The 26,192-nt window shown below is 68.5% G+C and carries 23 protein-coding genes; 8 read left to right on the top strand and 15 right to left on the bottom strand.

Annotation, left to right across the window (positions count from 1 at the left end; genetic code table 11):
- Positions 1-51 precede the first annotated feature (51 nt).
- Both IPV08_RS09435 and IPV08_RS09440 read left to right on the top strand, forming a co-directional pair.
- A complete protein-coding gene (locus IPV08_RS09435; RefSeq protein WP_246747872.1) occupies positions 52-3,519 on the top strand; it encodes a hypothetical protein in 3,468 nt (1,155 codons plus the stop codon).
- 251 nt (positions 3,520-3,770) lie between these two features.
- On the top strand, positions 3,771-4,208 hold the full coding sequence (locus IPV08_RS09440; protein WP_056426211.1) for a DUF3429 domain-containing protein: 438 nt from the start codon (positions 3,771-3,773) through the stop codon (positions 4,206-4,208).
- Between the two features lie 4 nt (positions 4,209-4,212).
- Here the strand turns inward: IPV08_RS09440 and IPV08_RS09445 are convergent, their stop codons facing one another.
- Positions 4,213-5,679: an FAD-dependent monooxygenase gene (locus IPV08_RS09445; RefSeq protein WP_207411658.1), complete on the bottom strand. Its 1,467-nt coding sequence runs from the start codon at positions 5,677-5,679 to the stop codon at positions 4,213-4,215.
- A 544-nt stretch (positions 5,680-6,223) separates the two neighbouring features.
- Between IPV08_RS09445 and IPV08_RS09450 the strand changes: the two genes are divergently transcribed.
- On the top strand, positions 6,224-6,523 hold the full coding sequence (locus IPV08_RS09450) for a hypothetical protein (protein ID WP_207411659.1): 300 nt from the start codon (positions 6,224-6,226) through the stop codon (positions 6,521-6,523).
- Positions 6,524-6,549: 26 nt separating this feature from the next.
- On the opposite strand, the gene pdeM is transcribed toward IPV08_RS09450, so the two are convergent.
- Genes pdeM through IPV08_RS09465 form a run of 3 tightly spaced genes read right to left on the bottom strand, consistent with a single transcriptional unit; the run spans position 6,550 to position 10,900 of the window.
- Positions 6,550-7,263, bottom strand: a complete 714-nt coding sequence (gene pdeM / locus IPV08_RS09455) for a ligase-associated DNA damage response endonuclease PdeM (RefSeq protein ID WP_207411741.1) — start codon at positions 7,261-7,263, stop codon at positions 6,550-6,552.
- Positions 7,264-7,306: 43 nt separating this feature from the next.
- Complete coding sequence (locus IPV08_RS09460) at positions 7,307-9,931, bottom strand: ligase-associated DNA damage response DEXH box helicase (RefSeq protein WP_207411660.1); 2,625 nt, start codon at positions 9,929-9,931, stop codon at positions 7,307-7,309.
- A 6-nt stretch (positions 9,932-9,937) separates the two neighbouring features.
- Positions 9,938-10,900: an alpha/beta hydrolase gene (locus IPV08_RS09465; protein WP_207411661.1), complete on the bottom strand. Its 963-nt coding sequence runs from the start codon at positions 10,898-10,900 to the stop codon at positions 9,938-9,940.
- A 252-nt stretch (positions 10,901-11,152) separates the two neighbouring features.
- On the opposite strand from IPV08_RS09465, the gene IPV08_RS09470 reads away from it, so the two are divergent.
- Positions 11,153-11,500: a DUF6460 domain-containing protein gene (locus IPV08_RS09470; RefSeq protein WP_056452303.1), complete on the top strand. Its 348-nt coding sequence runs from the start codon at positions 11,153-11,155 to the stop codon at positions 11,498-11,500.
- A gap of 86 nt (positions 11,501-11,586) precedes the next feature.
- Here the strand turns inward: IPV08_RS09470 and IPV08_RS09475 are convergent, their stop codons facing one another.
- The 5 genes from IPV08_RS09475 to IPV08_RS09495 form a co-directional block, all read right to left on the bottom strand.
- Positions 11,587-12,258, bottom strand: coding sequence for a L,D-transpeptidase (locus IPV08_RS09475; protein ID WP_056426189.1), 672 nt, complete (start codon positions 12,256-12,258; stop codon positions 11,587-11,589).
- Between the two features lie 274 nt (positions 12,259-12,532).
- Positions 12,533-13,393 carry a carboxylating nicotinate-nucleotide diphosphorylase gene (gene nadC / locus IPV08_RS09480; RefSeq protein WP_207411662.1) on the bottom strand — a complete coding sequence of 287 codons (861 nt, stop codon included), beginning with the start codon at positions 13,391-13,393 and terminating at the stop codon, positions 12,533-12,535.
- Positions 13,394-13,600: 207 nt separating this feature from the next.
- Positions 13,601-15,142, bottom strand: a complete 1,542-nt coding sequence (locus IPV08_RS09485) for an L-aspartate oxidase (RefSeq protein ID WP_207411663.1) — start codon at positions 15,140-15,142, stop codon at positions 13,601-13,603.
- Complete coding sequence (nadA, locus tag IPV08_RS09490) at positions 15,139-16,149, bottom strand: quinolinate synthase NadA (RefSeq protein WP_207411664.1); 1,011 nt, start codon at positions 16,147-16,149, stop codon at positions 15,139-15,141. Before nadA ends, IPV08_RS09485 begins: the two co-directional genes overlap by 4 nt.
- Positions 16,150-16,348: 199 nt before the next feature.
- Positions 16,349-17,161, bottom strand: coding sequence for an aminotransferase class IV family protein (locus tag IPV08_RS09495; RefSeq protein ID WP_207411665.1), 813 nt, complete (start codon positions 17,159-17,161; stop codon positions 16,349-16,351).
- 77 nt (positions 17,162-17,238) lie between these two features.
- On the opposite strand from IPV08_RS09495, the gene IPV08_RS09500 reads away from it, so the two are divergent.
- Positions 17,239-17,583: a MerR family transcriptional regulator gene (locus tag IPV08_RS09500; protein ID WP_207411666.1), complete on the top strand. Its 345-nt coding sequence runs from the start codon at positions 17,239-17,241 to the stop codon at positions 17,581-17,583.
- Positions 17,584-17,628: 45 nt separating this feature from the next.
- Here the strand turns inward: IPV08_RS09500 and IPV08_RS09505 are convergent, their stop codons facing one another.
- Both IPV08_RS09505 and IPV08_RS09510 read right to left on the bottom strand, forming a co-directional pair.
- Positions 17,629-18,663, bottom strand: coding sequence for a hypothetical protein (locus tag IPV08_RS09505; protein ID WP_210348326.1), 1,035 nt, complete (start codon positions 18,661-18,663; stop codon positions 17,629-17,631).
- Positions 18,664-18,711: 48 nt separating this feature from the next.
- A complete protein-coding gene (locus tag IPV08_RS09510) occupies positions 18,712-19,284 on the bottom strand; it encodes a sugar O-acetyltransferase (RefSeq protein WP_207411667.1) in 573 nt (190 codons plus the stop codon).
- Between the two features lie 149 nt (positions 19,285-19,433).
- On the opposite strand from IPV08_RS09510, the gene thiE reads away from it, so the two are divergent.
- The 3 genes from thiE to IPV08_RS09525 all read left to right on the top strand — a co-directional run bounded on the left by thiE (position 19,434) and on the right by IPV08_RS09525 (position 21,918).
- Positions 19,434-20,144 (top strand): thiamine phosphate synthase, encoded by a 711-nt coding sequence (gene thiE, locus IPV08_RS09515; RefSeq protein WP_207411668.1) that lies wholly within the window; start codon positions 19,434-19,436, stop codon positions 20,142-20,144.
- A gap of 231 nt (positions 20,145-20,375) precedes the next feature.
- Positions 20,376-21,182, top strand: coding sequence for a bifunctional hydroxymethylpyrimidine kinase/phosphomethylpyrimidine kinase (gene thiD, locus IPV08_RS09520; RefSeq protein WP_207411669.1), 807 nt, complete (start codon positions 20,376-20,378; stop codon positions 21,180-21,182).
- 106 nt (positions 21,183-21,288) lie between these two features.
- Positions 21,289-21,918: an XRE family transcriptional regulator gene (locus IPV08_RS09525; protein ID WP_056426161.1), complete on the top strand. Its 630-nt coding sequence runs from the start codon at positions 21,289-21,291 to the stop codon at positions 21,916-21,918.
- A gap of 67 nt (positions 21,919-21,985) precedes the next feature.
- On the opposite strand, the gene IPV08_RS09530 is transcribed toward IPV08_RS09525, so the two are convergent.
- From IPV08_RS09530 to IPV08_RS09545, 4 genes are all read right to left on the bottom strand, one after another.
- The gene (locus IPV08_RS09530) at positions 21,986-22,564 is read right to left on the bottom strand and encodes an ABC-type transport auxiliary lipoprotein family protein (protein WP_056426259.1); all 579 of its coding nucleotides are present in this window, start codon (positions 22,562-22,564) and stop codon (positions 21,986-21,988) included.
- A gap of 109 nt (positions 22,565-22,673) precedes the next feature.
- The gene (locus IPV08_RS09535; RefSeq protein ID WP_056426158.1) at positions 22,674-23,756 is read right to left on the bottom strand and encodes an MlaD family protein; all 1,083 of its coding nucleotides are present in this window, start codon (positions 23,754-23,756) and stop codon (positions 22,674-22,676) included.
- Positions 23,757-24,187: 431 nt separating this feature from the next.
- Positions 24,188-25,006 carry an ABC transporter ATP-binding protein gene (locus tag IPV08_RS09540; RefSeq protein WP_207411670.1) on the bottom strand — a complete coding sequence of 273 codons (819 nt, stop codon included), beginning with the start codon at positions 25,004-25,006 and terminating at the stop codon, positions 24,188-24,190.
- Between the two features lie 14 nt (positions 25,007-25,020).
- Positions 25,021-26,190, bottom strand: a complete 1,170-nt coding sequence (locus IPV08_RS09545; RefSeq protein ID WP_207411671.1) for an MlaE family lipid ABC transporter permease subunit — start codon at positions 26,188-26,190, stop codon at positions 25,021-25,023.
- Positions 26,191-26,192: the final 2 nt, after the last annotated feature.

Genomic DNA, 26,192 nt, shown 5'->3' on the forward strand with positions numbered 1-26,192 from the left:
CACACTGACAAACCGGATTGGGTCACGGACCTCGCTGCCCCGGGTTTGACGATGAAACGCAACGCGACGCTCAACCTGGAAGAGTTCGACCCGGAAATCCTCGATGCCGCCCGCGATGTGGCGCGTCGCGCAGGGGTGCCGGTCGAGACCTGGATCGCGTCGATCGTCACGCCGGACCAGAAGCCCAAGGCACGCCGCCGCCGCTTGACCTCGTCGATGCAGCATCAGACCCGCCCGCTCGTCGACGTTTCGAGCAGCGCGCCGTCACCCGTCGAGGCCAATCTCGCATCCGCCGAGGCCGATCCCGCACCCGTCGACGCCGCGGAGGCCGTCGTTACCGACGCCGCTGACGTCGTCTCGGCCCCCGTCGTCTCGGCCCCCGTCGTCTCGGCTCCTGCATCGGACCCGATCGCGCCCTTCACCACCTCCATCGCCGAGATGATGCGGCGTCTCGACCAGATCGATCATAAGATCGCCCAGGATCACCAGATCTCGCAGGAGACGGCGACACGGACGATCGAGGAGATCGAGGCCCGGATCAGCACGGTGCTGGATGCCGGCCTGTCCCCGGCGGCACAGATGGCAGAGCGTCTGGCGCAGATCGAGCGCCGCATGGTCGAACTCGGCGAGCAACTGGCCTCGCCGCGCCCCATCGGCCGCCGCGGCCGCCCCGTCGAGGTGGAGCTGCGCGACGCCGTGGCGGAAATCCGCCAGCGCCAGCGCGAACTCGATTCCGACGCGGCCACCGCCGAGCAGAAGCCCGCCGCCTCGGCGACACGGGCGCCGTCGCCGGCGCTCTCCGAATTGCAGGCCGAGACGAGCCGTCTTCGCGAATCGATCACCGGCCTCGCCACGGGCCGCGACGTCGGTGCCCTCGAACAGGCGATGCACTCCCTCGTCACCGGGGTCCAGCGCGCGCAGGAGCCCTCCGACCTCGCCGCCATCGCGGCCCCCATCGAACTGATCCGCGTTCAGGTCGCCCGTCTCGCCGACGATGTGGCCGAGAACGTCCATGCCCGCGTCGCCAGCGACGTCGAGCGCCTCGCGGCGAAGGTGGACGGGGCGCTCAGCAGCAGCGCGCCGGGCTTCGCCGACCGTGACGAACTCGGTAACCTGTTCCGCGAACTGGACGAAATCCGCCGCCTGATCGGTTCGCTCGCCGGGCCGGAGCGGATCCAGAGCCTCGCCCAGGGGCTGCAGGCAATCAGCGCCCAGATCACAGAATTGCAGGGCGGCGTCGGCGGTGACGGAGCCAACATGGCCGAGCTGCGGCCGTTGCTCGAAGAGATCCGCCTCGGCCTGCGGACCCCGCCTTCGGGTGGGATCGAGGAACAGATCCAGGCGATGGGCGCCAAGCTCGACGCGCTGCGCGAAGGCGGCTCCGTCGGTGGTGGCAGCCATTCGGACGAGATCATCGTGCGGATCGACGCCCTCGCCGACAAGGTCGAGCGGGTCAGCGTCAATCCGGTCGGCGACCTGATCGGCCGCCTCGAGGATCTCGGCGAGACCCTGCGCCGGCCGGTGATTCCCGGCGGCGATCTCGCCTCGATCCACGGCATGCTGCACGACCTCGCCGACAAGCTCGACCGGGTGGGAGGCCCCGCCGGACCCCGCGCCGAAGGTCTCGACGTGCTGGAGAAGCAGGTTCTGGCACTGGCCAGCCGCATCGACACGCGCGACGCGGACCCCGCGATCGCCGGCCTGGAACGGACGATGTCCGACCTGCTCGGCCAGGTCTCGGCTTTGCGCGAAGAGGTTCCGATCGAGGCCGCCGTAGAGCGCGCCGCACGCAACGCCGTCGCCGAGAGCATCGGAACCACCGGTGAGACGGGCGAACTCGGAATGCTCCGGGCCAGTTTGGCGGATCTGCGCGCCCAGCAGACGGCCTCCGAGCAGCGGATGCAGGCGACGCTCGACGGCGTCCATTCCACCCTGGACAGGCTCGTCGGCCAGCTGGGCGTCCTGGCCGAGGCCGGCCCGCTCGCCGCCAGCCGCTCCACCTCGTCTCACGACCTCGCCGAGCGGCTCGGAATCGCCACCGGCCGCGTGGATGAGCGGGCCCCGATGCAGGCGGGCGCCATGATCCGGCGGGCCGAGCCCTTGCGGGTGAGCCCGACGGCGCAATCCTTCGAGCTCGGTCGCGTCACGGACGAGCCGCTGGAGCCCGGCGCCCGCCGTCCCAGCCCCGACCGGTCCGCGGAGAGCGGTTCGGACGCGATCAAGCCGACCGAGAGCGACATCAAGACGAGCTTCATCGCCGCCGCGCGGCGTGCGGCGCAGGCCGCGCAGAACGAGGCCGCGATCGCCGCCCGCTCGCCCGAGATGCAGCGTCGCGGTGCCTCCGACGACGCCCTGGAAACCTCCACCCCCGGGCGCGTTGCGCGTCTGCGCGCCGAATTCGACAAGCGTCGCAAGCCGCTCCTCCTCGGCCTCGCCGCCATCGTCCTCGCGCTCGGTGCATTGCAGGCCATCAACTCACGGCGTACCGCGACGGATGTGTCGGCAGCCCAAATCGCCGAAGCGCAGGCCGCCCCAGGCCAGCCCTCGGACAGCGCGGCCAAAACCGATTCGGCCAATGCCGACACGGCCAAGGCTGACGCATCGAAGGCTGACGCATCTTCCACTGAGACGGCCAGGGTCGCCGCGGATACGCCTGCGCGGCCGGACCCGGAAACCACCCAGTCGATCTCCGAGCCGCCCTCGTCGAAGGCCGTCCCGACCCTGACCGAATCCTCGAGTCAGCCGGCCCAGCGTCCGGTGCCGAAGGTCGCTGCCCTCGGTAATCTGGCGGGCGATCTCGGGGCGGTGCCGACGGGGCTCGCGCAGCTTCGCAAGGCCGCCCTCGAAGGCGATGGAGCCTCCGTCTACGATCTCGCCGCCCGCGCCCTCGAAGGCCGGGGCATGCCCCGCGATTTCGCGGTGGCGGCAAAGCTGTTCGAGGCCCTGGCCGAAGTCGGCTACGCCCCGGCGCAGTACAAGCTCGGCGGCCTCTACGAGAAGGGCTCGGGCGTGGTGCGCGACCTCGCCCAGGCCAAGCTCTGGTACGCCCGCGCGGCGGAACAGGGCCATGCCCGCTCGATGCATAACCTTGCCGTGGTCTACGCCGAGAATCCGTCGGCGAACGGCAAGCCGGATTACACCGCGGCGTCGCAATGGTTCCGGCGCGGCGCCGAGTACGGCATGCGCGACAGCCAGTACAACCTCGCCGTTCTCTACGCGCGGGGCCTTGGGTTGCAGCAGGATCTTGTCCAATCCTACCTCTGGTTCTCCGCCGCTGCGGCCCAGGGCGACGACGATGCGGGCCGGAAGCGCGACGATGTCGCCGCCAAGCTGGCGCCGAAGGATCTGGTGGTGGCGCAGAAGCTCAGCACCGCCTTCAAACCGAAGGCATCGGTGGCGGCCGTCAACGAGCCTCCCGCGCCCACCGGCGCCGGCGTGGATGGGTCGATGAGCCTGATCGGTGCACCGCCCCCCGCCACACCGGCTCCGACCACGCAGCGCCGTACCACGGGTGCCTGACACGCCGGTCGCACGCGGACATGGACTGCGCGTGATAGCGACGCGCGTAGCGTCGACGCGGGCGGAGCGAAGTCGAATCAACGTTCTTGTTCAGAGCTTTACCTGAACCCGGACGCGACTCGATCCGTCGGCGGCTCTGGATCGGCGGGACGTTTCGCGCGGCGAGAACCGTGTATAGTCACGGCAGATGAGATCCTGGCCGCGGATCGCGGACGATCGCGGGATCACGGACCAATGGAGCCGGAGATTCGATGGCGCGTGTGACGCCCATACCGACATCAGCCCTCGTTCTCGGCGTCGCCGGCCTCATTCCCTTTCTGGGGTTCGCAGCTCTTTCCCTCAGCGGCAGCGATGGTGGCCTCGGCAATGTCGGGCTGGCCCCACGCACCATCCTCTCGACCTATGGCGCGGTGATCGCGTCGTTCCTCGGCGGCATTCGCTGGGGCGCGGCCGCGTCGGGCGGAGCGGGCGGGCGCGACTACGTCATCGCCATCCTGCCCTCCCTCATCGCCTGGGCAGCCCTGGCCTTTCCCATGCCGTGGGACCTGCGCGTGCTCGGCCTGCTCGTCCTCGGCTGGGGCTTCGTCGATCTCGACCTCGTCCGGCGCGGCCTCGTGCCGACCTGGCTCGGACGTCTGCGGCTCATCCTGTCGGTCGTGGCCGGCTGCGCGCTGCTGATCGCGGCCTGAGCTTTCAGGGCCGGTCGGGGCCGAGCCGCGAGAGGTAGCGCTCCGCCTCGTCCCAAGCCTTGCCGATGCCGGAAAAGCCCACATAGCCGTCGGGCCGGACAAGGATCAGCCGGTCGCCATCGGGCGGGCGTCGCGGCGTCGGTTCGAGCAGGGCGGGATACCGCGCCGCGAAGCTCGCTCCCCGTGCCGTATCTGCCGCGTAGAGGACGAAGAGCGGCACCGGGCCGGAGCCGTGGGGCTTTCCGTCATCGTGCTCCGGCGCCCAGCGCATTCCCGCCTCGGGGCCGTGAGAGAGCGGGCTGTCGGTATAGGCGATCTCCACCTCGCTCATCGTCGCCGCCATCTTGTCCTGCACTGCGTGGAAGCCGAGCATGAACCGGAGCGCGAGGTTGCGGAATCCCTGCGCCACGGGGTTCGACAGGGTCGCCATGTCGGTGAGCCGGGCGGCATTGCGCAGCACCATGTCGCCGACGGCGCTCCGCTCGGGGCTGTAGCTGTCGAGCAGTGAGGGCGCAGCTTGCCCCCGCTCCACCATCGCCAGTTTCCAGGCGAGGTTGGTGGCGTCCTGCATGCCGGTATTCATGCCCTGGCCACCGGCGGGGCTATGGATATGCGCCGCGTCGCCGGCCAGGATCGCGCGCCCCTGCGAATATCGCGAGACCTTGCGCTCGTTGATGCGGAAATGCGTGAGCCAGACCGGATCGACGACACGAAAGCCGCCCGCGCGCTGGTCCACCAGGGCCTGTACGTCGCCGAGGGTCGGGTCCGGGCGCGGATGCGCCGGATCGGTCTTGCCGACCTGCGCGATCACTCGCGCGCGGCTGCCGGGGATCGGGAAGACCACGAGCGGCCCGTCCCGGTGGAGATAGGTCGCGATCTCGTCGCCGGGCGGTGCGTCGTCGCCCTCAACGCGGATATCGGCGAGGAGCCAGTCGTCCCCCTGGGCCGTGCCCTGGAAAGCCAGGTCGAGCCCGTGCCGCACGGTGCTGTGCGCGCCGTCGCAGCCGATGAGCCAGGATGCCGAGATGGTCTCCTCGGCACCGTCCGCGTGGCGCAGCGTCGCTTCGACATGCTCGTCACCCGTCACGAAGCTCACGAGTTCCACCTCGCGCTCCACCGCGACGCCGAACGTGGCGAGATGCTCGATCAGCAGGCGCTCGGTCTCCCGCTGCGGGATCATGAGGGCGAAGTTGTAGCTGCTGGCGACGGCGTCGAACCAGATATGGCCGAGGATGCTACCGGCGCTGCGCAGGGCCGCTCCATGGACGCGCAGACCGGCATCGAGGAAGGCCTGCCTGCAGCCCATCCGGTCCATGAGTTCGAGGGTGCGCGGCCAGACCACGAGCGCCTTCGAGGTCTGCGTCGGCTGCGGGCTCTTGTCGATCAGGCGGATGCCGATGCCGTATCGGGCGAGTTCGGCGGCGAGGGTGAGGCCGACCGGGCCGGCCCCGACGATGAGCGCTTGAAGCATGACCGTGCCCTGGCTCCGCTGCGATTCGCATTCGACACCACTGTATCGGAGATTCGATCACCCTCGGTAGAGACAGACCTCCCTGCCTGGAGGGTATGGGGCGACCACCATTCCGGGCCGGGGGTAGCGATGGAATCCAAGACGACCGCGTGGTGGCCTCCGATCGGTTGCGGATTGGCCTCCCTGCATGCGGGCCTGATCGTCTCGTTCGCCCTCGGCCGCCTGCTCACCTGACCGAAACGCGACCTCATCCTTCGAGGCCTCCGCTGCGCTGCGGCGCCGCAGGATGAGGCGATTGGTTGGGATGGTCCATACTCCCCGGGTCGTCGACCCATGAACCCGATCGACGATGCCCTTAGATCGGAGAGTGCCCCCATGCCGCCATCGTCGCTCGGCAGCGATGGCCGGGCAGGATTTGCCGCGCGGGACGCCCCAGCGGCGATGGGGTTTCTCTAAGTATCTGACATGAAACAGGATTTCACGCCACTACCGACGGCGGCGTTTTTGCAATGCAGGCGTGTGTCACTGGGAAAGTCGTGCCGCCATGTCCATCGGTCTCAACGGAATATCCGCCCCGGGAGCGAGCTACCCCATCCGCACGACACCGTCAGGATCGACGGAGGCGTCGGCGAAGGACGACTTCCTGAAATATGCCAAGATGACGCCAGCCGAGAAGATCCGCGAAGAGATCCTCAAGAAGATGGGCCTCACGGAGGAAGCGTTGGCCGGGATGCCGCAGAAGGAGCTCGAAAAGATCAACCAGGCGATCAAGGAAAAGATCGAGGAACTGGTGAAGCAAGGCCGGGAGAAAGTCGTCGGAGCCTTCGCCGACATCAAGGCCTGAAGAGACGGCACGCGGCCGGGTGGCGCTCAGTCCCGCGCCAGCATCGCCTTGCCGATGGCGAAGACCCGGCCGTCTCCCAGGAGATGCGCGGTGAAGCCGGCAGGAAACAGCGGATCGAAGGCCGGGTTGCGCACGTTGAGGCCGCCCGCATAGGCACCGAAAGCCGGCATCACCAGGCGCTTACCGTCGGTGACGAAGCAGCGGCGCCGAACCGCGCGGCCGCGCATGGCGACCTTGCCGCAGGGATGCAGATGCCCGGCGATCTCGCCCTCCGGCGCATCCGGCAGCGGCTCGTGCCGCAGGGTGAGTCCACCGAGCGCCAGCGTCTCGGCATAGCGCCCGCCGACGCCCTCGGAGACGGCATGGTCGTGGTTGCCGGCGATCCAGACCCAGTCCCGGCCTTCCTGGAGGGCGGCGATCATGGCCCGGTCGCCGGGCTCCATCCGTTCCGGGCCGCGCGAATCGTGGAAGGAATCGCCCAAAGCCACGACGCAGGCCGGGTCGAAGCGGACCACCGCTTCGTGCAGGCAGGCCAGGGTCTCGCGGGTATCGTAGGGCGGCAGGAACTGGCCCGAGCGCGCGGCATAGGCCGAGCCCTTCTCCAGATGCAGGTCGGAGACGATCAGGGTCCGGTGCGCGGCGAGCCACAACCCGCCGCAGAGGTCGAGGGTGAGCGCTTCGCCGGCCAGCGTCAGGCCGGGGGTCTTGATGGTCCGTTCGAGTTTCTGGCCGAGCGCCAAGATCGCATCCTCTAATCCGGGGAAGGGGCGCGTCACCGAATCGTCACCCGAGCGCTTCTTCGAGAAGCTGCGCCTCGGCCTCCGCCAGGATCTCGTCCGCGCCCTCGCCGTAGACCTTCTCGCGCCCGATTTCGAGCATGACGGACACGGAGAGCGGCGAGACGCGGTCCAGCGCCTTGTGGGTGATTCGCCCCTGGATGCGCCTCAACATCATGCCGAGGCGGGCGACGTCGAGGAGTCCGGTTGCCGCATCCTGCCGCGCGGCGCGCAGGAGCAGGTGGTCGGGCTGGTGCTTGCGCAGCACGTCGTAGACCAGGTCGGTGGACATGGTGACCTGCCGCCCGGTCTTCTTCTGGCCCGGATAGCGTCGCTCGATCAGCCCGGCAATGACGGCGCATTGGCGAAACGTGCGCTTCATCATCGAGGATTCGTCGAGCCAGGCTTCGAGATCGTCACCGAGCATGTCCTCGGCGAACAAGGCGCCGAGGAAGCCGGGCTCGCGGGCGATGGCCTCGCTCACGTCGCGGGTCATCCAGATGGCGATGCCGTAATCGTTGGCGGCAAAACCAAGGGGACGCAAACCCGCCCGCTCCAGGCGGCGGGTAAGCAGCATGCCGAGGGTCTGGTGAGCCAGCCGCCCCTCGAAAGGGAAAGCGGTGAGGTAATGCCGCTTCGCCCGTGGGAACGTCTCCACGAGGAGGCCGTCGGGCCCCGGCAGGATCGAGCGGCTGCGCTGCTGGACGAGGTAGTCCGCCACCTGTTTCGGCAGCCTGTCCCATTCGAACGGATCGGCGATGAGGGCGCGCACGCGGGCGGCGAGGAAGGTCGAGAGCGGAAACTTCGCTCCCGCATAGGACGGGATCGCCGGGTCGGTGCCCGGCCCGGCCTTGCTCGCCAGGGCCTCGTCCTCGGACAGGCCCTCGAAGCGCAGCACTTCCCCGGCGAAGAGGAAGGTGTCGCCCGGCGTCAGGGTATCGGCGAAATCCTCTTCGATCTCGCCGAGAACGCGCCCGCCCTTGGGCAGGATGGCGCCCGGCTTGCCGCGGACGCCGCGCGCGAGGCGCACCTTCACCTTGGCGGATTCGACGATGGTGCCGACATTCATGCGGTATTGCTGGGCGATCCGCGCATCGCGCACCCGCCACAGCCCGTCCGGCCCGCGCAGGATCTTCGCGAACCGCTCATAGGCCCGCAGCGCGTAGCCCCCCGTCGCCACGTAATCGACAACGGCCTCGAAATCCTCCCAGGACAACGTCGCGAAGGGCGCGGCCGAGACGATCTCCTCGTAGAGCTGCAGCGGATCGAACGCATCAGCGCAGGCCATGCCGAGGACATGCTGGGCCAGAACGTCCGGCGCGCCGAGCCGGGCATCCGGCGTGTCCTGTGCGGCTTCCTCCACCGCGTCGAGGGCGGCCTGGCATTCGAGGATCTCGAAGCGGTTGCCGGGGACGAGATAAGCCTTCGACGGCTCGTCCATGCGGTGGTTGGCGCGCCCGATCCGCTGCATGATCCGGCTCGCGCCTTTCGGTGCGCCGATATTCACCACGAGGTCGACATCACCCCAATCGATGCCGAGATCGAGGGTCGCGGTGCAGACGATGGCCCGCAATTGCCCCGCCGCCATGGCCGCCTCCACCCGCCGCCGCTGGCTGGCATCGAGGGAGCCGTGATGGAGCGCGATCGGCAGCGACGCCTCGTTGATGCGCCAGAGTTCCTGGAAGGTGTACTCGGCCTGGAGCCGGGTATTGACGAAGACCAGCACCGTCCGGTGCGCCTCGATCAGTTCGTAGATCGCCGGCATCGCCTGACTGGCGGTGTGGCCGGCCAGCGGCAGGGTCAGGCCGGTATCGAGCAGGTGGAGGTCGGGTGCTGCGCCGCCTTTCACGACGACGAGGTCGGCCATGGCATCACCTAACCCTCCCCCCTCTGCGGGGGAGGGTGGCCCGCGAAGCGGGTCGGGAGAGGGGAGCGCCGGTTCCGGAGAGGTCGCCCCCTCTCCCGCCTGCTCCGCAGGCACCCTCCCCCGCAGAGGGGGGAGGGTCATCGAGCCCTGCGGCACCAGATACCGCCTCAGATCGTCCGGCTCGCGCACGGTGGCGGACAGCCCGATGGCGGTGAGTTTCGGGCTGAGGCGGTGGAGCCGCGCCAATCCGAGCGACAGCAGGTCGCCCCGCTTCGAGGTGACGAGGGCGTGCAACTCGTCGAGCACCACGCAGGAGAGGGTGGCGAAAAGCTCGGCCGCCTCGCGATGGGCGATGAGCAAAGCGAGCTGTTCCGGCGTCGTCAGCAGGATGTCGGGCGGGCGCTCGATCTGGCGCGTGCGCTTGTGCGAGGGCGTGTCGCCGGTACGGGTCTCGACCCGGATCGGCAGGCCCATCTCGGCGATGGGCGCTTCGAGATTCCGGGCGATGTCCACCGCAAGGGCTTTCAACGGCGAGATGTAGAGGGTGTGAAGCCCCCGCGCTTTTCGCGATGGCGCGCATTCGGACAGGGCGACGAGGCTCGGAAGGAAGCCAGCCAGCGTCTTGCCGGCCCCTGTCGGCGCCACCAGCAGGGCCGAGCGCCCTTCGCCGACGATGCCGAGGAGGTCAAGCTGATGCGGACGGGGCGCCCAGCCGCGCGAGGCGAACCAAGCCTCGAACGGCGCGGGAAGCCGGCCCTCAGGCAAGGATCGTCAAGCCAGAGCCATCAGGAACCGGTCGATCAGTTCGAGGGCGCGTCCGGTCATCGCACCGGGATAGCGCACGAAGATGTGGCAGCCGCCGGGATAGATCGCGGTATGGCCGCCATTGCCGGCCGCCGCCCAGCGGGACGACATGTAGAGCGTGTCGTCGAGCAGCGGATCGTGCGTGCCCACCGAGAACAGGGCGGGCGGCAGGCCCTTCAGATCGGCATAGAGCGGCGACACGTCGGGCCGGCGCCGGTCGATGCCGTCGCGGACGTAATCGTTGGCGAAGGTGGTGAGGTCCTTGGTGTTCACCACGAGGCGGGTCTCGCCCCAGTTGCGGACGCTGGGGGTCAAACCGAGGTCGAAGAACCCGGCATTGAGGTTGGCGCCGCGGAAGGCGCGGGGCAGGTTGTGCCGGTCGCGCAAGCGCAGCAGGGTCATGACCGCCAGATGCGCGCCGGCCGATTCACCGCCGATGGTGAGTGCAGAGATGCCGAACTCGGCCTTGCCGGGACCTGCGAGCCACAGGGCCGCCGCCTCGCAATCTTCCAAAGCCGCCGGATAGGGATGTTCCGGGGCAAGGCGGTATTCCACCGACAGGCAGACGAAGCCACAGGTATCGGCTATCCGCTCCAGCCACGGATCCTGCTCGTCGGCGGCGCCCCAGACCCAGCCACCCCGGTGGATGTGGAGGTAGGCTCCGCGGAGCTTCTGCCACTTCTTCGCGTCGGGCCGGATGACCCTCAGAGAGAGCGGGCCGCCCGGGCCGTCGATGACCACCGTCTCGGCGCGCGCGCTGCGCGGCATCGCCGGAGAGGCCTGGGTTCCCTGCCGGCGGCGCGCGCGCACTTCGGAAAGGGGAATCGACCAGGGATCGGCCTGGGCCGCATGGGCCGCGATGATCTCGGCGTTCAGGCGGTGGGTCTCCGGATCGATCGTCGCCGGGTCGAAGAGGGCGTGGTCGATCATGGAACGGTTCGTCTCATCCAGTGTGGGGCCGAAGCAGCGTTCGGGCGGGAGGGTCGAATGTGGGCGAAGCCCGCACCGATGCCAGTCGCCTTGCCGGCACGAGACGGCCTAACGCCCCAATGGATAGACGGTTTCGTTCGGGTGTGTCGCATCGGTCACGCTTCCGCCGGGTTCGCCGGCTTCAGAGAAGCCGATGAGGCCCCATATGTCCGAGAGAGTTCGGCCGTCGGACCACGGCCAGAGGATGACAGCATGATCGTCGACAACGACCCCCGCCGACAGGGACCGTACCAGGGCCGTCCCCCGGTCGGCAGTGGCTATTCCGATGGAGAACCGCGTTCGGCCCTGCGCCGCTTCCTCGGCGGCTCGCCCATGGCCGTGCTGGTGAAGCTGCTGTTCCTGTCCATTCTCGTCGGCGCCATCATGGCGATGCTGGGTGTCACGCCCGGCCTGCTGTTCTGGCACATCTACGATGCGGGCCGCGCGCTCATCGATCTCGGATTCGAGACCTTCCATGATTTCGGCCGCTGGATCCTCGCCGGTGCCGTGGTGGTGGTGCCGCTCTGGCTGCTGTCGCGGTTCCTGTCGGTGTCGAAATAGCCAGGCCGGAACGCATTCTACCGAGGAACATGAAAAAGGCCGGTGTTTCCGCCGGCCTTTTTTAGTTCGAAGCGTGTCGAAGACGATCAGCGCTGGACGATGACCTTCGCGCCGACCTTGGCGCGGGTGTAGAGATCGGCCACGTCGTCGTTGGTCATGCGGATGCAGCCAGACGAGACGGCGGTGCCGATCGTCTCCGGCTCGTTGGAGCCGTGGATGCGGTAGATCGAGCCGCCGAGATACATGGCGCGGGCGCCGAGCGGGTTCTCGATGCCGCCCTTCATGAAGCGCGGCAGGTCGGGACGACGGCGCAGCATTTCGGCCGGGGGACGCCAATCGGGCCATTCCCGCTTCATCGTGATGGTCTGGGTGCCGCCCCAGGTGAAGCCGGGACGACCGACGCCGACGCCGTAGCGCAGGGCCTGACCGCCGCCGAGCACGTAATAGAGACGGCGCTCGGCCGTGGAGACCACGATGGTGCCGGGAGCGTAATTGCCGCCGAAGGCGACCTGCTCGCGCTGGATCGCCGACATCTGCGGCACGGCCGAGGCCATCGGGTCGGCCGGGTTGAGCGAGGCGTTGGCGGTGGGCACCGCCACGACGGCCGGGGCAGGCTCCGCCTGCGGACGCACGCGCAGCACCAGCGCGTTGTCCAGGGGCTGACGGGTAAGCGGGTCGATCTCATAGGCGGCGGCGGGCGAGGCCCAAACACCAACCATGCAGACGAGCCCGGACAGGGCGGGGGCGATACGGCGCATCAAAGCCTCTCGAAGGCAGGCGAAACGTTGGGGAAACACGGTCGGTAACGCAACGCAGGATACCGTTTTCCGATCGCCAAGACGTAAACGCTGCCGCCCCAAAGCCAAGCTGAATTCGCGATGAAGCGATGGTTGTGGCGGGGTCGTGACTCCGTGGCCACAGTGTGGCGGCTTAGCCGTATTCGCAGGGATTATTATTAGGGGACCCTGTCAGCCGGGAACAATATCCGACGCGGCGGAACCGGACCCGCGTCGGACGTCCGAATACGCCAGATCAGACCGCGTCGAGGCCGAGATCGATGATCGGTGCGCTATGCGTGATCCAGCCGCTGGAGATCAAGTCGACGCCGGAGGCGGCGATGGCGCCCACCGTCTCACGGTTGATGCGGCCCGAGGCCTCCGCAATGGCGCGCCCGTCGATCATCCGCACGGCCTCCCGCAGCTGGTCCGGTGACATGTTGTCGAGGAGCACCGCATCGGCGCGGACCGACAGGGCTTCCGCCAGTTGATCCAGAGTGTCGACCTCGATCTCGATCTTCACGAGATGCCCGGAATAGGCCCGTGCCCGTTCGATGGCGGGAACGATCCCGCCGGCCACGGCGACGTGGTTGTCCTTGATGAGCACGGCATCGTCGAGGCCGTAGCGGTGGTTGGAGCCGCCCCCGGCCCGGACGGCATGCTTCTCCAGGGAGCGCAGGCCCGGCGTGGTCTTGCGGGTGCAGACGATCCGCGCTTTGCCGTGCGGCCGCGCGGCCTCCACGAGCCCTGCGGTGGCGGTGGCCACGCCGGACATGCGGCACAGGAGGTTCAGCGCCACGCGCTCGGCGGTGAGGATGGCGCGCGCCGGACCGTCGAGCCGGATCACCACGTCGCCGGGGGAGACCCGCGCGCCGTCGCCGCGTTCGACGATGACCGACACGGCCGGATCGATCAGCGCGAAGGCGATGATGGCCGCATCGACGCCGGAGATCACCCCATCCTGCCGGGCGGCGATGACGCCGGAGAGGCGGGCATCGACGGGCACGATCGCATCGGTGGTGATGTCGCCGGCGCGGCCGAGATCTTCGAGCAAAGCCGCGCGGACGATCGGCTCCACGAGGAGACGGGGGAGGGGGACGAGACGGGCATCGCTCATGGGTTCGCTCGTAAGAGGGTCGCTGGAAGGGGGCCGACGGTCCGCCCACTGACCTCGTCCTGAGGTGGCGGAGCGAAGCGGAGCCCTCGAAGGAGGCCTCCATCTCGCATGGGGTAGCTGGAACTCTCCTTCGAGGCCCGCTCGCGCGGGCACTTCAGGATGAGGTCGATGGGTGGGATCATCCCAAGACGATTCCGGTCGTCCGATCTAAACCGGAGCGACCGCATCGGCCGAGACGGTCTCCGCCATCCGCCAGACCTCGGCCAGGGTCACTTCGCTGTGCCGGGCGGGGGCCTGATCCGGGTGGTCGCTGCGCCAATGGGCGCCTCGGCTCTCCAGGCGGGACAGGGCCGAGGTCGCGACCATCAAGCCGGTGAGGGCCGAGTCGGAGCCCTGCCTCGCCGCCGACGCCAGATGGCGCACAGCCTCGGTCAGGCCATCCGCGTCGCGCACCACCCCGACATCGGCTTCCATGATCCGGCGGATCGCGTCGTGATCGGCGTCGTCACGCCGGCACGGCTCGGCGATCGAAGCCGGACCCGGGGCGGCAACGGAGGCGACGGCCTCGGCGATCCAGGGGGCGAAGGCCATCGCCTCGAGGAGCGAATTGCTGGCGAGGCGGTTCGCGCCGTGCAGTCCGGTGGAGGCGACCTCGCCGCAGGCGAACAGGCCGGGCACGGTGCTGGCGCCGGTGCCGTCCACCTTGATGCCGCCCATATGGTAATGCGCGGCCGGGCGCACGGGGATCGGCTGGCGTTGCGGATCGATGCCGGAGGCGGCGCAGAGGCCGGCCACGGTGGGGAACCGCGTCGCCATGCGGGCGCCGAGGGCACCACGGCAATCGAGAAACACCTCGGTGCCGCGCCGCCTGGCCTGGAAGATCGCCCGGGCGACTACGTCGCGGGGAGCGAGATCGCCCCCGGCGATACCGGCCATCACCGGTTCGCCCTCGCTGTCGATCAACCGCGCGCCTTCGCCGCGCAGGGCTTCGGTGGCGAGCGGCATAGGGTCCAGTCCCACCGAGATGGCGGTGGGGTGGAACTGCACGAACTCCATGTCGCGCAAGGTCGCCCCGGCGCGCGCCGCCAGCGCCAGCCCTCGGCCGGTCGCCCCGCGCGGGTTGGTGGTGGAGGCGTAGAGGGAGCCGAGCCCGCCGGTGGAGAGCACGACCGACCGCGCTTCGAGCCGCACCGAGGCACCGTCGCGCTCGCAGATCAGGCCGGCGACGGCGCCGCTCTCGTCCTGCAGCAGGCCGCGGACATTGGCGACCAGGATCTCGATGGAGGGCGTCAGCGCGACGGCCTTCAGCAGCGTGTCGAGCACCATCCGCCCGGTGGAATCACCGCCCGCCCGGACGATGCGGCGGCGCGAATGCGCCGCTTCGAGGCCGAGCGCCAGGGCGCCGGCGGCATCCCGGTCGAAGGGCGCGCCGAGGCCGACGAGCCAGTCGATCAGGCTGGGGCCAGCTTGCGCCACCCGCAGGGCGACGGCCGGATCGGTGAGGCCGGCGCCGGCGGCTTCCGTGTCCGCCGCATGCAGTGCGGCGGCATCGTCCTCGGCCATGGCGGCGGCAATGCCGCCCTGCGCCCAGCCCGTCGCCGTGCCGCTTCCCAAGGGAGAAGCGGTGACGAGGGTGACCGGGCGGGGGCTGAGCCGCAAGGCCGTGGCGAGACCGGCGACGCCGGCTCCCACGACGATCACACGGTCCGAACCGGGGAGGGTGAAGGAGAACGGGGAGTGCGCGTTCATCGCGGACGCACCGCGAGCATGCGCTCCACCGCCGCGCGAGCGCGCTCGGCGAGTTCCGGCTCCACCGTCACCTCATGCGTGAGGGTCTCCAGGGCGTGGCGGATGTTCCGGAGCGACATCCGCTTCATGTGCGGGCACAGGTTGCAGGGCTTGATGAACTCGATGTCCGGGTTCGCGGCGGCGATGTTGTCGCCCATGGAGCACTCGGTCACGAGCACCACCTGACGCGGCCGCTTCTCGGTGACGAAGTTCATCATCATCGCGGTCGAACCCGAGAAGTCCGATGCCGCCACCACGTCGGGCGGGCATTCCGGATGGGCGATGACGGTGACGCCGGGATAGCTCTCGCGCACCTCGTCGATATCGGCGGGGGTGAACTGCTCGTGGACCTCGCAATGGCCGGCCCAGGTGAGGATCTCGACCTCGGGCACCAGAACCTGGACGTTCTGCGCCAGGAACTCGTCGGGAATCATCAGGATGCGCGGCGCATTGAGCGAGCGCACCACGTCCACCGCGTTGCCGGAGGTGCAGCACACGTCCGATTCCGCCTTCACGGCGGCCGAGGTGTTGACGTAGGTCACGATCGGCACGCCGGGATACTTCTCGCGCAAGCCCCGCACGTCGGCGGCGGTGATCGAATCGGCGAGCGAGCACCCGGCCCGCATGTCGGGAATCAGGACGGTCTTGCCCGGATTGAGCAGCTTGGCCGTCTCCGCCATGAAATGGACGCCGGCCAGCACGATCACGTCGGCATCCACATTGATCGCCTCGCGGGCCAGCGCCAGGCTGTCGCCGACGATGTCCGACACGGTGTGGAAGATCTCGGGCGCCTGATAATTATGGGCGAGGATCACCGCGTTGCGGGTCTTCTTCAGCTCCAGGATCGCCGCGACGTCGTCGGCCAGGGCCGGCCATTCGATGGCCGGAACATGCCGGCTCACGCGGGCGTAGATATCGGGCAGAGGCAGGGTCGAAACCCGGTCGATCGGGAAACTCGTGGCCGCCATGGTCGCGTCCTCAATTATGCTCAATCTGAGCATTGTGCCGACTAACGTAGGCGTGTGAGATACGCTTGTCTAGATATGCTGAGCCTGAGCATATTCATTTTGCATTGCGATATTGTGCAAACGTCATCCTCGGCCACCGCCGTCCCTTCCCTCGTGGGCGAGCGCGATAGTTCCAGATCGCATACAGGAACAAGGACGTTCAGACGTCGAGTGCCGGTTCGGTCCGATAGGTGCGATGCAGCAGGGCGTTGAGTTCGCCGGATCGCGGCAGGGTGACGGTGCCGATGGACGAGATGGCGACGGCGGGCGTCCAGGAATTCATCGCGACGGCTCCGGCAAACTCGTGGAGCCCGTCCGCCGCTACGACCGCCTCGCGCTGGGGGATACCGAGGACGGTCAATCGCCGGCGGAGAATTCCCATCGTGACCCCGGCGAGGATGTCGGCCTTCGGCCATGTCACCGACACTCCGTCCCAGAAGGCCAGGTTCCAGATCGTCGCTTCGCCGATCCTCCCCAGACGATCGACGAACGCGGCATCGTCGAAACCCATCCGGGCAGCCTCGCGCAGGAGATGGGTCTTTGCCGATTCGCCCACATGCTTGACCTCCGGGCGCCAGCGCTCATGCGGCGTGAGGGCCAGTTTCAGTGGGCCGGCGGGGCCGTCGCTCGGCGGAAAAGTCCGCACCAGGATCGAGACAACTTCGGCTGCGCCGCCGAGGCGGAACTCGCCATTGCGCGAGAACACTGTCGCGGTGAGCGACAGGTCGCCGGGGGCGTCCGCGATGGCGATCCGAAGCGCGTGTCGTATTCGCTCCTCAGGAAGGGTGCAGCCGAACAGCGCTTGCGACCCGTCTCGAAGGCGCTCCAGATGAAGGTCCAACCCTCTCACGCGCCGGTCACGGACCTGCATGGCGGTAAAATGCGCGAACCCGGCGAAGGCAAGGGGGGCGAGGTCGGAGATCGTGGCGATCCGCCCGTCGATCCAAGCACGGGTGGCGAAGACGTCTGTCATGGGAAAGCGCTCTCGACTGGTTTCCATCGAAGAGCCGCAGCCTTAATCCGTGACAGCACTGTCAGGGTCAACGGCCAATGCGGATCGGGACGCTATCGAAGCGCACGGGCGTCAGCGTGCGCATGCTGCGCTATTATGAAGGGGAGGGGCTGCTCGCGCCGGAGCGCACCGCCTCCGGGTATCGCGATTACACGCCGCTGGACGAGGACACGGTTCGGCGGATCAGGACGCTCGGCGCGGCCGGAATGACCTTGCCGGTCATCCGCGTGTTCCTGCCCTGCGCGCTCGCCGGGCGCGGCGCATTCGAACCCTGCGACGAGCTTCGGCAAACGTTGCGCCGGCACATCGGCGAGGTGGACGAGCGCATCACGGCGCTCGAGACGAGCCGCGCCATGCTGGAATCGATACTGGCGGCAATGTAGGCCCTACCCGCGATTGCCGCGTCGCCAGGGCCGACACGCGATGCCTCAGGGCGACCGTCGCGACGGAGTCAGCCGGAAGCCCGGCGCGGGGCGCTCCAGCAGCACCTCGCGGCGGAAACGGACGAGGCGGGCAGGCCGCCCTGCGGCGCCGCTGGTGACTTCGTCGGTCTCCTCCACCAGCCCCTGCTGGGCCACGAGTCGACGGAAATTCTGCTTGTGGAGATTGGCGCCCGACAGCGCCTCCACGGTGCGCTGCAGCTGGAACAGGGTGAAGGTCGGCGGCATCAGCTCGAACACCACGGGGCGATACTTGATCTTGCCACGCAAGCGTCCGATCGCCGTGGCGAGCACCCTGCGGTGATCGAACGTCATGGGCCGGCCCGTCGTGGCGAATTCGGTGGCATTCGCTTCCCCGGCCTGGCCCCGCGCTTCTGGGATCAGACCGGCCTCGAACAGGAGTTCGTAGCGTTCGAGCACGCGCTCCTCGTTCCAGGCCCCGCCGCCGATGCCGAAGGTGAGGCCGAGCCTGTCCTCACGCCGCCGCCGGACCTTGGCATCGGATGTCCCGGCCGCCCAGGCCAGGAGCTTGGCCTCGATCTCGTCCAGGGTCCCGGGCCGGCCCGCGCGCCAATCCTCCCAGGGAAGGAACGCGTACCAATTGTGCCACGACGCTTCCGCGAGCGCCGCCGACCGCATCTCACGGACCAGAGCGAGATAGGCCACGGACAAAGAGTGAAGGCCGCCCGAATCGTCGCCTTGCCGGTCTCGGTCTCCGAACGTGTAGAGCTGCTCCACATAGCCGAGGCGCTGCTGGGTCTGGCGCTCCACCCAGGCTCGCAGACCGCGTTCCAGCGTAGGGTGCTCCGGCACGAGGGGACCGGACGGCAATCCGGTCTCGCGGCTCGAGGCCTGACCCGGCACCTTCACGGTGAGGGCGCGCGGCTCGCCATCCGTCGCCGCGACGATGACGGCGACGAGCCCGACCGCCGACGGATTGGGAAGCGCATCGGCCGCCTCCGCTGCAAATCCGTCCTGCCCCCTCGTCACCTGTCCGCCCCCCGGTCCGTGAATGGGTCTCATGGCAGATTGCCTGCCGGAATCAACGCGCGAAACGATGCGCGCGTCGCCTCACACCTTGGCGGGTACCGGCCGCGCCGGGTTGCCGACGACTGTCGCGCCGGGCGCCACGTCGCGGGTGACGACGGCGCCGGCCCCGATGATCGCATGGTCGCCCACCGTGACGCCGGGCAGGATCAGCGCGCCGCCGCCGATCCAGACATTGCGGCCGATGGCGATGGGGCGTGCGAATTCCAGCCCGGCCTCGCGCGCCTCCGCCTCGCGGGGATGGTCCGCCGTGAGGAGTTGGACGCCCGGCCCGATCTGCGTGCGGTCGCCGATCGTCACCGTCGTGCAATCGAGGATGACGCAGTTGAAGTTCAGGAAGACGTGGGCGCCGATGCTGATGTTGAAGCCGTAATCGCAATGGAACGGCGGCCGGATCACCGCCCCGTCGCCGACATTGGCCAACGTCTCGCGCAGCAGAACCCGGCGCTCGTCGGCGGGGCGGCCGAGCATGGCGTTGTAGCGCGCGAGCCAGACCTGGCAGGCGCGCAGGTCGGCACCGAGTTCCGCGTCGTCGGGGTGGTAGAGTTCCCCCGCGATCATCTTCTGCTTCGGCGTGCGCCCGGCTTCGGTGGTCATGCCAATCTCCGTGCTTCGTCGAGGCGGGGAGTAGGCCGATGGGCCGGGGCCGGCAAGCGAAGCAGTGCGGATCGGCTTCCCGTGGCACGGCCACCCGTTTAGATTGCCGCCGCTCGAACCTGGGCGCTGGGGCTTACCGGAGGAACGACGTGATCGGACGCGACACCGCCTTGGGCTCGACCGTGCCGGTCGACGTGAGGCTCTACGGTATCCTCGACGTGGACGTCTGTGGCGATGACGGCGATGACCTCGCCGATATGGCGGCCGAGGCCGTCTCGGGCGGATGTACCCTTCTTCAATACCGGGAGAAGTCCATCGAGAACGCGCGCGATTCGCTGGCGCGCATCCGCGCCATCCGCGCGGCCATCGCGGGCACCGGGGTGCCGCTCCTCGTCAACGATCGCTGCGATCTCGCTCTGGCTGCCGAGGCCGAGGGCGTGCATCTCGGCCAGTCGGACCTGCACCCGGCGGATGCGCGGCGCATTCTCGGCCCACGCGCCATCATTGGCCTGACTCTCAAATCGGCGGCTCAGGCCGACGAGCTCTATCGCCTACCCGTAGACTATGCCTGCATCGGCGGCGTCTTCGCCACGACGAGCAAGGACAACCCCGACCCGCCGGTCGGGCTCGACGGTTTCTCGCGCATCGCCTTCCGGGCGCGCCTCGCCCGGGGCACAGGTTTTCCGGTGGGGGCCATCGCCGGGATCGACGGCAGTAACGCCGCCGCCATCATCGCGGCGGGCGCCGACGGCATCGCCCTGATCTCCGCACTGTTTTCCGCCGAGGAGGTGGAGGCGCGCGCCAGGGACCTGCGCTTCCGGGTGGATTCGGCCCTCGCGGCGAGGGGCGCGGCCGTCTAGAGCTGCGCCCGACCACGTTGGGTCGGGGCACATCTCGAGACCTTTGTTTCGCCGTGCTCTTTTTCGCCGAACCGGCATCCGCTTTGGCGGAGAGCGCTCTCGGCAGCGAGCCAGGCGAATGAGCGGTAAAATTCTCTAAGTCTCTGTTCTAAAATCATTTTCAATCGGGCCGGATTCCCTCGTTCCGGACGATGGTTTAGGGTTGCCGCAACGCAAGGGACGAGACACGCCATGACACCCATCGCCGTGACCATAGCGGGCTCCGATTCCAGCGGCGGCGCCGGTATCCAGGCCGATCTCAAGACCTTCGCGGCGCTCAAGGTCTACGGCGCCAGCATCATCACAGCCCTCACGGCGCAGAACACCCTCGGCGTGCAGGCGATTCACGACGTGCCGGCCGATTTCATCGCCGCCCAGATCGATAGCGTCTTCTCCGATCTCACCGTCAAGGCGGTGAAGATCGGCATGCTGTCGAAGCCCGCGGTGATCGAAGCCGTGGCCGCCGGACTTACCCGTCATGCGTCCGGCATCCCGATCATCCTCGATCCCGTCATGGTGGCGACGAGCGGCGATCGTCTCATCTCGGACGACGCGGTGGACGCCATGCGCCGGCACCTCCTACCCCTGGCCGATCTGGTGACGCCGAATCTGCCCGAGGCCGCGACCCTAATCGGAGCCTCCGTGGCGCAGAGCGAGAACGAGGCGGTCGTGCAGGGACGCAAGCTGCTGGCGATGGGGGCCCGCGCCGTCCTCATCAAGGGAGGCCATGCGGAGGGCACCGAGAGCGTCGATCACCTCATGAGCACGGACGGGACGCTGCGGCGCTTCGCATCGGCGCGCCTCGACACCCGCAACACGCACGGCACCGGCTGCACCCTGTCCTCGGCCGTGGCGGCGGGCTTGGCCCGTGGCCTCTCCCTGACGGAGGCCGTCACCCAGGCCAAACGCTACGTCACCGCCGCCATCGCCGCGTCCAATTCCGTGACGGTGGGACGAGGGCACGGACCGGTCCATCATTTCCACGCCCTTTGGCACTGACACGAGGGAGAAGTTGGCCTCCTTCGCCTTGCATCGGATGCCTGATTGCGTTTGAAGTACCGCACGATCGTTCGATGTACGGAACGACGCGATAGGTTCTGGGACAATGCAAGATCAGGCGACGACGCCCGAACGGGGACGGCAGCGGGATATCCTGAACGGAGCACAGGTTCTCTCGGGCCAGCTCGGCAAGACCATCCAGCGGTTGCGCAAGGCCTACAACCTCTCACTCTCCGAACTCGCCGAGCAGTCCGGCGTGGCGAAATCGATCATCAGCCAGATCGAGCGCAACGAGACCAACCCGACCCTGGCGACCATCTGGCGCCTGAGCCAGGCCCTCGACGTCTCCATCGAGCGCGTGCTGGCCACCAGCGACGAAGAGCCGTTCATCGAAAAGACGTCGCGCGCCGACACGCCGATCCTGCTTTCCGACGACGGCAAGATCCGCCTCGCCATCGTCGGCTGGATCAAGACGGTGGAATGGCTGCAATGGTACGAGGTCACGGCCGATCCGGGCGGCGTCCTCGATTCCGATCCGCACCAGCGCGGCTCGGTGGAATCCCTCACCGTCACCGAGGGTTCGCTCGAAGTGGAGGTGGCCGGCACCTTCCAGCGGGCGCGGGTGGGCGAGACGCTGCGCTATCGCTGCGACAGGCCGCACACAGTGCGCTGCGTCGGTACGGAGCCGGCCAAGGCGATCATGGTCGTGATCATGAAAGCGGCGGTGATGGAGTAGGGGCGCCGAGCGTCCTTGCCCGTCTCGACCTGCGGCTCCTCCACGGGGGAGTACCGCGACACGACGGTCAATGCCCGGAATTGACCCAGCGAACGATGTCGGCGAGCACGACGCTGAGAGCGGCATCGAGACCGATGGCGGCGTTGCCCGCCTCGACCTTGGCCACCGGCACGCGCGCGGTGAAGATGCGGGCAGCGACCACCTTGCCGGTGCCGTCGGTGATGAGCTTGGCCGAGATGTCCACCACCGCTTCGCCCGAGCCGGACGCGATGTCGAACGCGCGGATCTCGCTGATGAGCGCGTAATCGGCCACGATCTTGTCGCCGGGGCGGCTCACTGATTTCAGGCGTCCGGAATTTTCGAGGCTCTGGATCAGCCGTGTCTGGACGAGGCGCGGCAGGCGGTCGGCCCATTGTCCGCCGCCGAGGAACGACAGGGCGCCGCCGGCCTGACGAACGATGATGCGATCCTGCTCGAAGGGCTGGAGGCCGACAGGCTCGGCCACCGAAATCGACCGCGCCGCCACGCTCGGCCGGCCGGAACTCGGCAGGGCGGCGAGGTCGAAGGTCATGGGCGCGCCGCCGCCACAACCGCCGAGCAGGGCGGAGAGGCAGGCGAGCGCCAGGGCATGCGAGCGAAACGTCATCCGAAGGGCCTGGAAACCTGTGCAGCGCTGCAAGAAGCGCAACCGTAAACTACGCCATAGCGGTTTCCGTGCCGTGACGCCGGACACATGCGGCTAGGCTTTGCCGGGTTCAGCGGCCACCGTTGTATTCTGGCAACGATGGCTTGCCGCCGAAGATGACCTGCGACGGGTCGCGCTCCAGGCTCTTCACCGTCCGGTTCAGGGTGTTGAGGGTGCGCTGGCCGTCCGAGGACAGGGCTTCGACCTCGCGCCGCCCGGTCCCGCTGAGGCGGCTGAAGCTCGACGCGATGGTGGAGGTGCGCTTGTCGAGATTCTCCGACAGGGTGCGGAAGGCCTTGCCGGCATCGCGCACCGAGATCGCCGCCTCGCGGACTTCGGCGAAGGTGCTGCTCCCGGCTTGGCCCGAGGCGGAGCCGAGGAAGCTTTCGGCCCCCTTCAGCACGTTGTCGACCCGGTCGGCCGAGGCGTTGAGCTTGCCGGCAAGCGAGCGCGCGTCCTTCACCGCACCCTCGATGTCGGGGCTCGCGGTGCTGAGCGCGGCGGAGAAGCGCTCGGCATTGTCGATGACGCGGTTGAGCTTCTGCCCGTCGATGGCCTTCACCAGCGAACTCACCGCAGGCCCGGCATCGTTCAGGGTCTTGGAAAACGATTCGACGTTGGCGAGTGTCCGGGTGATGGCGCCCTCGTTGCCGGCCACCAGCTTGTCGAGGCGCTGCAGCACGTCATCGGCGCGCTGGGCGATCTGCTTGGCCGCCGCCATCATGTCCTGGATGTCGGAACTGTCGGCAAAGATCGTGGGTGTCTGGTCGCCCGAACCCGGCGTCAGGGGCGGCGAATCGGCGTTGCCGCCGGAGAGCGAGATGGTGGAGACGCCGGTCAGCATCGCGGAATCGAGGCGGGCCCGGGTGTCGGCGCGCAGGGGCGTGGTCCGTTCGACTTCCACCATCGCGACGACCCGGCGAGGGTCCTGCGGCAGCAGGCGGACATCCATCACCTCACCGACCTTGATGCCGTTGAAGGCCACGGTCGAACCCTTGGCAAGGCCGCCGACGCTGCCCGAGAAGACGATGCGCACGCTCTCGCGCACCTGACTGCGCGATCCGCCCTGGAGCCAGAACACGAAGCCGAAGGCCGCCACGACGACCGCGAGTGTGAAAGCCCCGACGAGGGCGTAGTTCGCACGAGTCTCCATCGGATCAGCGATACCTCGGCGTGGCGGGGCGAGTGCGGTGCGGGGACGCACACGGTGCGCGAGCCCCGATCGATCGCTGGGCTATGTGGCGCACGGCTCCGCTCGGGTGCCGCGCAGATTGGTTGAGAGGCATTCCGGCCGATCGGCTCGGCGCAGGCTCCCTTTTCGGGAGCGCAACGGGACGCGCCGATTCGCCCGAAGGCTTTTTATAAAACTCGGATGTGTCGGCGTGGAGCTCAGCGAGGCTCCCTCTCCTGGAAGGAGAGGGTTGGGGTGAGGTGTGGTCCATCTCCGGAGAGATCGCACACCTCACCCTGTCCCTCTCCTTCCAGGAGAGGGGACCCGCGATGCCCTCGAATCGTGTACGGACTCGGATCGGTATGACACGGGCTCCGGTCCGACCGAACGGCGCCCGCATAGTCAGGACGGCGTTAGGCGGTTGCATGCCGGCCTCCCTGCGGGACGATCGCGCGGGCGCGCTTGCCGTGGAAATACGAGCGCAGCCAGGGGTGGTCGCTCGCCAGCATGGCGTCGATCGGCCCCTGCGCGATGATCTGGCCGTCGCCGAGCGCCGCGATGCGGTCGCAGGCGGTGTAGAGACTGTCGAGATCGTGCGTCACCATGAAGACGGTGAGCCCCAGCGTCTGTTTCAGGGTGGCGACGAGTTCGTCGAACTCCCCGGCGCCGATCGGGTCGAGGCCCGAAGTCGGCTCGTCGAGGAACAGGATTTCGGGGTCGAGGGCGAGAGACCGGGCCAGCGCCGCGCGCTTGATCATGCCGCCCGACAATTCGGAGGGGAGCTTGTCGGCGGCATCGGGCTTCAGGCCCACCATCTCGATCTTGAGGCGGGCGAACTCGTCGAGCAGGCGCTCGGACAGGTTCAGGTGCTCGCGCATCGGCATCTGGATGTTCTGCTTGACCGTGAGCGCCGAGAACAAGGCGCCCTGCTGGAACAGCACGCCCCAGCGCTGCTCGATCTGCCGGCGGCGGGCCATGGTCATGGTGTCGACGTCCTCGCCGAACACCTCGATCGTGCCGGAGCGCTTCGGCACCAGGCCGAGGATCGTCCGGGTGAGGACCGACTTGCCCTGGCCGGACGGGCCGACGAAGCCCAGGATCTCGCCGCGATAGATGTCGAGGTCGAGCCCCTTCATCACGATCTTGCTGCCGAAGCCGACCACGAGGTCGCGCACGCCGATGATGACGTCGCGAGGTGGGGCGCGGTCGAACGGCGCGGGGGGCGGGGACATCTGGTTCACGGCGATCAGAAATCGATGGCCGCGAAGAACACGGCGAAAAGTCCATCCAGTACGATGACCATGAAGATAGACTTCACGACTGAGGCCGTGACGTGACGTCCGAGCGATTCTGCCGATCCTTCGACGGCGAAACCTTCGATTGTCGCGATGATGCCGATGATGAGGGCCATGAACGGCGCCTTGATGAGGCCGACCGCCACGTGGTGGAAGGAAACGGCGGCCTGGAGCCGCGCCAGGAACGCGTCGATCGTCATGCCGCCGTAGAGCGAGGCGGTGAGGCCGCCCCCGGCCAGGGCTGCCAGCGAGGCGAGGAAGGCGAGGATCGGCAGGCCGATCACCAGGGCCAGGATGCGCGGGACGATGAGGATCTCGATGGGATCGAGGCCCATTACCCGCAGGGCATCCACCTCCTCGCGCATCCGCATCGAGCCGATTTCGGCGGTGAAGGCCGAGCCGGAACGCCCCGCCACCATGATCGAGGTGAGGAGCACGCCGAGTTCGCGCAGGATGAGCAGGCCGATCAGGTTGACGACGAAGCTCTGCGCCCCGAAGCGCTGCAGCTGGAAGATGCCCTGCTGCGCGACGATGCCGCCCACCAGGAACGAGATCAGCATGATGATCGGTACGCCCCGAAAGGCGACCTGTTCGAGCTGGTTGACCAGGGCCGTGCCGCGGAAGGTGCTCGGCCGCGAGGCGACGCGGATACAGGCGGTCACCACCTCTCCGAGGAAGGCGAGGCCGCTGACCATGTCGGATTTCGCGCCCACGACCCGGACCCCGAGATCGTGCAGGAAGCCCATGAGGCGGCCGCGCTTGGGCGGGCCGGCATAATCCTCGTCCGGCAGATTCATTTCGCCGAGCAGGATACGGTGCTCGGCCGTGGCCCCCGCATAGGCGAGGCGACCGCCCGCGGCTTCGATCTCACCACGGGTCCGCTCCAGGACCCAGGCGCCGAGCGTGTCGAGCCGCGCCACCTTCGACAGGTCGACGAGGATGGGAGCGCCCTTTGCGTCGCTGGCGATGCGCGCGGCGGCCCTCTCCACGGAGGCACCCTGATCCGCCGTCCAGCGACCGCTCAGGACCACGCGTCCGCCCTCGCCGAGAAACTCGGCTTCGGCGGCGTCAGGGTTCGGCTTGGCAGCAGCGTGGCGCACGCGGCGCAACTCCCGGTTCATGC

Source organism: Methylobacterium sp. SD274 (genome assembly GCF_017355285.1).
In the GTDB taxonomy this organism is placed as follows: Bacteria; Pseudomonadota; Alphaproteobacteria; order Rhizobiales; family Beijerinckiaceae; genus Methylobacterium.